This is a genomic window from Stenotrophomonas sp. GD04145 (genome assembly GCF_029835135.1).
GTDB classification, from domain to species: Bacteria; Pseudomonadota; Gammaproteobacteria; order Xanthomonadales; family Xanthomonadaceae; genus Stenotrophomonas; species Stenotrophomonas maltophilia_P.
On record NZ_JAODZG010000040.1, the window covers coordinates 21,570 to 29,167 of the forward strand.

Annotated in this window: 8 protein-coding genes; 7 read left to right on the forward strand and 1 reads right to left on the reverse strand. The window is 67.1% G+C overall.

Annotated elements, in window-relative coordinates:
* Positions 1-2: 2 nt before the first annotated feature.
* From N7367_RS15640 to N7367_RS15665, 6 genes are all read left to right on the forward strand, one after another.
* Positions 3-362: a GntR family transcriptional regulator gene (locus tag N7367_RS15640; protein WP_053515392.1), complete on the forward strand. Its 360-nt coding sequence runs from the start codon at positions 3-5 to the stop codon at positions 360-362.
* Complete coding sequence (locus tag N7367_RS15645; protein ID WP_065176059.1) at positions 362-1,252, forward strand: ABC transporter ATP-binding protein; 891 nt, start codon at positions 362-364, stop codon at positions 1,250-1,252. Before N7367_RS15640 ends, N7367_RS15645 begins: the two co-directional genes overlap by 1 nt.
* Complete coding sequence (locus N7367_RS15650) at positions 1,249-2,274, forward strand: ABC-2 transporter permease (RefSeq protein WP_279942736.1); 1,026 nt, start codon at positions 1,249-1,251, stop codon at positions 2,272-2,274. Before N7367_RS15645 ends, N7367_RS15650 begins: the two co-directional genes overlap by 4 nt.
* A 22-nt stretch (positions 2,275-2,296) precedes the next feature.
* Positions 2,297-3,181, forward strand: coding sequence for a DUF2807 domain-containing protein (locus N7367_RS15655; RefSeq protein ID WP_053515386.1), 885 nt, complete (start codon positions 2,297-2,299; stop codon positions 3,179-3,181).
* Positions 3,182-3,211: 30 nt separating this feature from the next.
* Positions 3,212-3,823, forward strand: a complete 612-nt coding sequence (locus N7367_RS15660; protein ID WP_053515384.1) for a hypothetical protein — start codon at positions 3,212-3,214, stop codon at positions 3,821-3,823.
* Between the two features lie 89 nt (positions 3,824-3,912).
* Positions 3,913-4,338, forward strand: coding sequence for a hypothetical protein (locus N7367_RS15665; RefSeq protein ID WP_074899293.1), 426 nt, complete (start codon positions 3,913-3,915; stop codon positions 4,336-4,338).
* 58 nt (positions 4,339-4,396) lie between these two features.
* Here the strand turns inward: N7367_RS15665 and N7367_RS15670 are convergent, their stop codons facing one another.
* The gene (locus N7367_RS15670) at positions 4,397-5,833 is read right to left on the reverse strand and encodes a class II fumarate hydratase (RefSeq protein ID WP_279942738.1); all 1,437 of its coding nucleotides are present in this window, start codon (positions 5,831-5,833) and stop codon (positions 4,397-4,399) included.
* 290 nt (positions 5,834-6,123) lie between these two features.
* Between N7367_RS15670 and purB the strand changes: the two genes are divergently transcribed.
* Positions 6,124-7,491, forward strand: a complete 1,368-nt coding sequence (purB, locus tag N7367_RS15675) for an adenylosuccinate lyase (protein ID WP_128987758.1) — start codon at positions 6,124-6,126, stop codon at positions 7,489-7,491.
* Positions 7,492-7,598: the final 107 nt, after the last annotated feature.

Here is a 7,598-nt window from a genome sequence, read left to right on the forward strand (position 1 = left end):
CCATGAGCGACATCCAGTGGAGCGACGGCGCTCCCATCTACCGCCAGCTGAAGGAGCGCGTGATCGCCATGATGCTCGACGGAATCCTCAAGCCGGGCGATGCCCTGCCTTCGGTGCGCCAGGTGGCCGCCGACTACCAGCTCAACCCCATCACCGTTTCGCGCGCCTACCAGGAACTGGCTGACGAAGGCCTGGTCGAGAAGCGCCGGGGCCTGGGCATGTTCATGACCGAGCAGGCGGCCACGCAGCTGCGTAGCAGCGAGCGCGAGCGCTTCCTCAATGAAGAATGGCCGGCCGTCCTGGAGCGCATCCAGCGCCTGGGGCTGAGCCTCGACGAATTGCTGACCCAGGGGAAAGTCTGATGAATGCCAGCCTCACCAGTACCGCTGCAAGCGACGCGGTCATCACCGCCCGCGGCCTGCGCAAGGCCTACAAGAGCACCGTCGCGCTCGACAATGCCAGCTTCACCATCCCGGCGGGCCGGATCATCGGCCTGATCGGACCCAACGGTGCCGGCAAGACCACCGCGTTGAAGGCCATCCTCGGCCTGACCACGGTGGAAGGCGACCTCAGCGTGCTCGGCCGCGACCCGCGCCTGCATCGGGATGAGCTGATGAAGGACATCTGCTTCATCGCCGACGTCGCGGTGCTGCCCCGCTGGCTGAAGGTGCGCGAGGCCATCGACTTCGTCGCCGGCGTGCATCCACGCTTCGATCGCGCCCGCTGCGAGCGCTTCCTGGCCAACACCAAGCTGCAGCCGAAGCAGCGCGTGCGCGAACTGTCCAAAGGCATGATCGTGCAGCTGCACCTGGCCCTGGTGATGGCCATCGACGCCCGCGTGCTGGTGCTCGACGAGCCGACCCTGGGCCTGGACATCCTGTACCGCAAGGAGTTCTACCAGCGCCTGCTGGAGGACTACTTCGACGAGCAGAAGACGATCATCGTCACCACCCACCAGGTCGAAGAGATCGAGCATATCCTCAGCGACGTCATGTTCATCCGCGACGGCCGCATCGTGCTCGACGCAGAGATGGACGATGTCGGCCAACGCTACACCGAGCTGCTGGTCAACGCCGAGCAGCTCGATACCGCGCGTGCGCTCAAGCCGATCGACGAGCGCGCCCTGGCCTTCGGCAAGACCGTGCTGCTGTATGACGGCGTGCCGCGTGACCAGCTCACCTCCCTCGGCGAGACCCGCAGCCCGGGCCTGGCTGATCTGTTCGTCGCTGTCATGAAGGGGACCTACGCATGAACGCCGTCAATCATCCCGTCGGCCCCGCCGGCACGCTGCGCTGGCTGCTCAAGCGTGAATACTGGGAGAACCGTGGCGGGTTCCTCTATGCGCCGCTGATTGCCGGCGTGGTGTCGCTGCTGATGAGCGGTGTGGGCATCGCCTTCGGCCTGTTCGCCCTGCATCGGGCTGCGCGCGACGGCAATCTGCACATGGATGGCGAGGACGTGAACATCAACGGCCTGGACCTGGCGCTGCTGACCCGCAACATCAGTGCCAAGGACATGGCCGACCTAGGCAACGGCCTCGACCTGACCCTGGTGCTCAGTTCGGCCTGGCCATTCCTGGTGCTGGCGTTCGTGATGTTCTTCTACTGCCTTGGCGCGCTGTATGACGATCGCCGCGACCGCAGCATCCTGTTCTGGAAATCGCTGCCACTGTCCGATACCCAGACCGTGCTTTCCAAGGTGATCAGCGCGCTGGTGATCGCCCCGCTGATCGCAGTGGTCGCGGGCATCCTGACCATGTTCGGCTTCCTCGCCATCATCAGCCTGGTGGCCGCGCTGCACGGTGGCAGCCCGATGAACCTGATCTGGGGACCGGCCAGCCCGCTGACCCTGGCCGCCGGCCACCTGTCCTGGATTCCGGTCTACGTCCTGTGGGCGCTGCCGACCGCCGGCTGGCTGCTGCTGTGCTCGGCCTGGGCCAAGTCCAAGCCGTTCCTGTGGGCGGTGATGCTGCCGCTGTTCGCCGGGATCATCGTCTCCACCACCAAGGTCATGACCCTGTTCGGGCTCACCAGCGGCTGGTTCTGGCAGAACGTCGTCGGTCGCCTGCTGCTCAGTGGCGTGCCCGGCATGGACCTGATCTACCGCACCGGCCTGCAGGACTCGCGTGCGGACCTGGAATCGGTCACCGCGCTGATGGGCCCGGTCGCGCAGCTGAAGTCGCTGGCGATGCCGGGACTGTGGATCGGCGCTGCGTTCGGCGCGCTTTTCATCTTCCTTGCCATCCGCCTGCGCCGCCGCGCCGGCGAAATCTGACCCCTTACCGGAGCCACCACCCATGCGTTCCCTGCTCGCCTGTACCGCGTTGTTGCTGATGCCGCTGTCGGCCCTGGCCGCCGATGCACCCAACTGCAAGTTCACCGCTGCACGCACGTTGAAGCTGGACGCGGCCGGTGCCAAGGCGGTGGTGTTCGAGGTGAACCAGTTCGATCTGAAGGTGACCGCCCGCAGTGGAGGCGGTCAGCTCGACGGCCGTGCCTGCGCGTCCAGCCAGGATCTGCTGGACCAGCTGGTGCTGGACCAGCGCCGGGAAGGCGACAAGCTGGTGGTCAGCCTGCGCCGCGCAAGCCGTGCCGGCCTGAACCTGGGCAACTTCTACGCCTGGCTGGACATCCGCGGCAGCGTGCCGGACAACCTGCCGCTGCAGTTCAAGGTCGGCTCCGGCGATGCCAGCATCGACAACGCGCAGTCACTGAGTGTGGATGTCGGCTCCGGCGACGCCGTTGCGCGCGGCACCCGCGGCACCATCCATGCCTCCGTCGGCTCCGGCGACCTGGAGATCGACGGTGGCAGCGCACTGAACCTGCTGTCGCTCGGCTCGGGTGACGTCAAGGCGCGCAACATCGGGGGCGACGCGATCGTCGGCACGGTCGGCTCCGGCGACCTCACGATCAGCGACGTGCGTGGCAACGCACGCCTGGACACGGTCGGATCGGGCGACGTCGACTTCAAGCGTGTGCAGGGCAGCGTCCAGATCGGCGTGGTGGGCTCGGGGGGCATCGACCTGGGTGACATCGGCGGCGATGTGCACGTGCGCAGCCATGGCTCCGGCGACGTCGACGTCGATGGCGTGCGCGGCAACCTGACCGTCGATCACAGCGGCAGCGGCGACGTCGTGCACCGCAACGTCAGCGGCAGGGTCACCCTGCCCCGCAACAAGTAAATCCCAACCCACCGATTCGAGGGGAATGCCATGAACCTGATGCGCCTGCTGCCTGCCACCCTGCTGTGCCTGCCGCTGATCGCCTGCGGTGGCACGTCTTCCGCGCCCGACACCAGTGTCGGCAAGAGCGTCGCCGAAACCTCCAGCGGCGTTGGCAGAAAAGTCCAGGAAGCCATGGATGAGGCCCGCAGGGAGATCACTGAGGGCAACATCAAGATCTCCGCCGACAATCAGCCGCGCGCGGAGATCACGCCGGATGGACATCTGCTGATCGGCGGCAAGGATGTGCCGACCAACGACGCGCAGCGCCGCCAGCTGCTGGAGTACCGCGGTCACGTGGTCGCCATCGCGACGGACGGGATGAATGTCGGCCTGGCCGGTGCCAAGCTCGGTGCCAGCGCTGCCGGTGAAGCGCTCAAGGGTATCTTCAGCGGTGACAGCGAAGGCGTGGAGAAGCGGATCAACGCCGAGGCTGCCAAGATCGAAGCGCAGGCCAAGCGCATCTGCGACCGCCTGCCGGCGATGCTGGCCAGCCAGCAGGCGCTTGCCCGCGAACTGCCGGCCTTCAAGCCCTACGCCAGCATGGACCAGAGCGACGTCGACGACTGCGGGAAGGACAGCTCGGTCACCTTCTCCAACTGAGACACTTCAGCGCAGCCGGCCGGCAGCGGGTCCCCGCTGCCGCCACCGGGCTTACAATGGGCACCCCGGATGCCCCCGATCGAATCGTCATGAAGAAGCTGTTTCTGCTGCTGGCTGCCCTGTTGTGCCTGGGCCTGGCCGGCTGCGACCAGGATTACCGCAACCACCGCGCAGAGCGTGGCAAGCCCAAGATCTCCGTCAGCGAAGGCATGGTGACCGTGCGCCGTCCACCGGCACCGAACATCATCATCCTGGCCGACGGCACGATGAAGATGGACGAGATCCAGATTCCGCTGGACGACGCGCAGAAGCAGATGCTGCAGACGATGTTCGGCAAGCTGCAGGTACTGCGCCAGAACACGCTGGTGGCCGCCCCGGCCGATCCGAACATGCAGCCGGTGAAGATCCAGCCGCCGGAGGGCATGGACGTCATTCCAGGCGACCTGATCCAGCGCATCCCCGAGTTCAAGGACTACACCGAGACCTTCGGCAACATCGTCGCCGACCGTCGCTGAACGCAAACGCCGCCCGAGGGCGGCGTTTCTCATTGGCCCGGCACGCCTGCTCGGCAGATCAACCGCCGCCACCGCCTCCCGCATGGATGCCGCCAGCGGTCAGCGCCGTCGGATCCAGCAGGCGCCGCAGTTCCGCTTCGCCCAGGCCGCTGTCCTCCAGCGCCACCTCCAGTACCGGCCGCTGTTCCTTGTAGGCGCGCTTGGCGATTGCCGCGGCCTTCTCATAGCCGATGATCGGGTTCAGCGCAGTAACCAGGATCGGGTTGCGCGCCAGCGCCTCCGCCACGCGATCCTCGCGCACCTTCAGGCCTGCGATGGCGCTGTCGGCCAGCAGCGTCGACACGTTGGCCAGCAGGCCGATGCCTTCGAGCAGGTTCACCGCGATCAGCGGCAGGGTCACATTGAGCTGGAAATTGCCGGTCTGCCCGGCCACCGTGATCGCCGTGTGGTGACCGATCACCTGCGCGCAGGCCATCACCGTCGCCTCCGGAATCACCGGATTGACCTTGCCCGGCATGATCGAGCTGCCCGGCTGCAGGGCCGGCAGTTCGATCTCGCCCAGCCCCGCCAGCGGCCCGGCATTCATCCAGCGCAGATCGTTGGCGATCTTGATCAGCGCCACCGCCAGCGCATTGAGCTGGCCGGACAGCTCCACCGCATCGTCCTGCGCGGCCAGGCCTTCAAACTTGTTGTCGGCACTGTCGAACTTGAAACCCGAGTGCTGCTTGAGGGCCTTGGCCACCTGAGCGCCGAAACGCGGATCGGCATTGATGCCGGTACCGATGGCGGTGCCGCCCAGCGGCAGCCGGCGGACGCGCTTGAGGCTGTCCTCGATGCGCGCCTGTGCCGATGCCAGCTGTGCCGACCAGGCGCCGAACTCCTGCTCGAAGGTCAGCGGCATGGCGTCCATGAGGTGGGTACGGCCGGTCTTGACCACCTTGCGCAGGCTGCGGCCCTTCCTGTCGATGGTCCTGCGCAGATGCGCCAGCGCGGGCAGCAGTTGTTCGTGCGCCGCCAGCACCGCCGAGACGCGCAGCGCGGTCGGGATCACGTCATTGGAGCTCTGCCCCTGGTTGACGTGGTCGTTGGGATGGACCGTGGTCTTGCCGGCCTTGCCGGCGCGGTTGGCCAGGGTCGCGATGACCTCGTTGGCATTCATGTTCGAGGACGTACCCGAACCGGTCTGGTAGACATCGATGGGGAAATGCGCGTCCCAGTCGCCCGCCGCCACTTCCGCGGCGGCGGCCTGGATCGCCTTGGCCACGTTCCTGGGCAGGTGGCCCAGTTCGGCATTGACGCCGGCAGCGGCGCCCTTGACCAGACCCAGCGCACGGATGAACCCGCGCGGCATGCGCTGGCCGGACACCGGGAAATTCTGCACGGCGCGCTGGGTCTGCGCGCCCCACAGGGCATCGGCAGGCACCTGCAGCTCGCCCATGCTGTCGTGTTCGATCCGGAACGCCTGGGAGGCACCCTTGCTTGCAGCTTTGCTCATTGCATCGACTCCGCACTACTTCAGTTGGGGAAAGGGAAGCGGCGGCTGGCAGGGTGTCGCTTCCCGGGCTGGCGGCGGCAATCACGATACTCTCTTGCCCGTTGCATGGCATGACGGAAGCGGGCCGGATCGTTTCATCTGCGGCACCGTTGCCCATCGGGAGCGCCGGGCCCGGCCGGGCGAGGACAGCGCGCAGCCTCCCTGCGCCCGGCGTGGCCCGGTGCTGCCAAGCATGCGAAGGCCACGCGTCGTAGAATATCGGCCCCGCCGCTCGCTCCCGCCCTGCCGACATGTCCGATTCCGCCCTGCTCGCCCTGTCCCCGCTCGATGGCCGCTACGCCGGCAAGGTCGATGCCCTGCGCCCGATCTTCTCCGAGTACGGCCTGATCAAGGCCCGCGTCACGGTCGAGGTGGAGTGGCTGCTGGCGCTGGCCGCCGAGCCGGGCATCGTTGAGCTTGCAGCGTTCTCCGAAGCCGCCACCGCCCGTCTGCGCGCGCTGGCCAGCGGTTTCAGCCCCGCCCATGCCGCCCGGGTGAAGGAGATCGAGCGCACCACCAACCATGACGTCAAGGCGGTGGAGTACTTCATCAAGGAGCAGCTGAAGGACGACGCCGAGCTGGCGCCGGCACTGGAGTTCGTGCATTTCGCCTGCACCAGCGAGGACATCAACAACCTCAGCTACGGCCTGATGCTCGAGCAGGCGCGCCGCGAGGTGCTGCTGCCGACGCTCGACGGCATCGCCGCCACCCTGCGTGGCCTGGCCCACGCCCAGGCCGCGCAGCCGATGCTGTCGCGTACGCACGGCCAGACCGCTTCGCCGACCACCCTGGGCAAGGAGCTGGCGAACGTGGTGGCGCGCCTGGAGCGTCAGCGCCGCCAGATCGCCGCGGTCGAGCTGACCGGCAAGATCAACGGTGCGGTCGGCAACTACAACGCGCACGTCGCCAGCTACCCGGACGTGGACTGGCCGGCCTTCGCCGAACGCTTCGTGACCGGGCTGGGCCTGGTGTTCAACCCGTACACCACGCAGATCGAGCCGCACGACAACGTCGCCGAAATCGGCGATGCCGCCCGCCGCGCCAACATCATCCTGATCGACCTGGCCCGCGACATCTGGGGCTACATCTCGCTGGGCTACTTCAAGCAGCGCCTGAAGGAAGGCGAAGTCGGCTCGTCGACCATGCCGCACAAGGTCAACCCGATCGATTTCGAAAATGCCGAAGGCAACTTCGGCATCGCCAACGCGCTGTTCGAGCATTTCAGCGCGAAGCTGCCGATCAGCCGCTGGCAGCGCGACCTGACCGACTCCACCGTGTTGCGGGCGCTGGGTACCGCCTTCGGCCACAGCCAGGTGGCGCTGGACTCGCTGGCCAAGGGACTGGGCAAGCTGGAGGTGAATCCGCAGCGCCTGGATGCCGACCTGGATGCGGCGTGGGAAGTGCTGGCCGAAGCGGTGCAGACGGTGATGCGCCGCCACGGCCTGCCGAACCCGTACGAGCAGCTGAAGGCACTGACCCGCGGCCAGGGCATCACCGCCGAGTCGATGCGGGCGTTCGTACAGGGGCTGGAGCTGCCGGCGGATGCGAAGCAGCGGCTGCTGGAGATGACCCCGGGCAGCTATACCGGTCTGGCCGAGGCGCTGGCGAAGAAGATTTAAGGGGTTTGCTTTGCGGCGGCGGCCGCGGGCGCTGCCTGCGGCAGGCAACGGCAACAGCAACGGCAACGTCAAAGGCGGCTCTGGGTTTCTGCCGTGTTTGGCGGGGC

Excerpts from the sequence above, each read along its gene's own strand:
- N7367_RS15645 (WP_065176059.1), top strand. The coding sequence starts at position 362 with ATGAATGCCAGCCTCACCAGTACCGCTGCAAGCGACGCGGTCATCACC.
- N7367_RS15640 (WP_053515392.1), top strand. The coding sequence starts at position 3 with ATGAGCGACATCCAGTGGAGCGACGGCGCTCCCATCTACCGCCAGCTG.
- purB (WP_128987758.1), top strand. The coding sequence starts at position 6,124 with ATGTCCGATTCCGCCCTGCTCGCCCTGTCCCCGCTCGATGGCCGCTAC.
- N7367_RS15660 (WP_053515384.1), top strand. The coding sequence starts at position 3,212 with ATGAACCTGATGCGCCTGCTGCCTGCCACCCTGCTGTGCCTGCCGCTG.
- N7367_RS15665 (WP_074899293.1), top strand. The coding sequence starts at position 3,913 with ATGAAGAAGCTGTTTCTGCTGCTGGCTGCCCTGTTGTGCCTGGGCCTG.
- N7367_RS15650 (WP_279942736.1), top strand. The coding sequence starts at position 1,249 with ATGAACGCCGTCAATCATCCCGTCGGCCCCGCCGGCACGCTGCGCTGG.
- N7367_RS15670 (WP_279942738.1), bottom strand. The coding sequence starts at position 5,833 with ATGAGCAAAGCTGCAAGCAAGGGTGCCTCCCAGGCGTTCCGGATCGAA.
- N7367_RS15655 (WP_053515386.1), top strand. The coding sequence starts at position 2,297 with ATGCGTTCCCTGCTCGCCTGTACCGCGTTGTTGCTGATGCCGCTGTCG.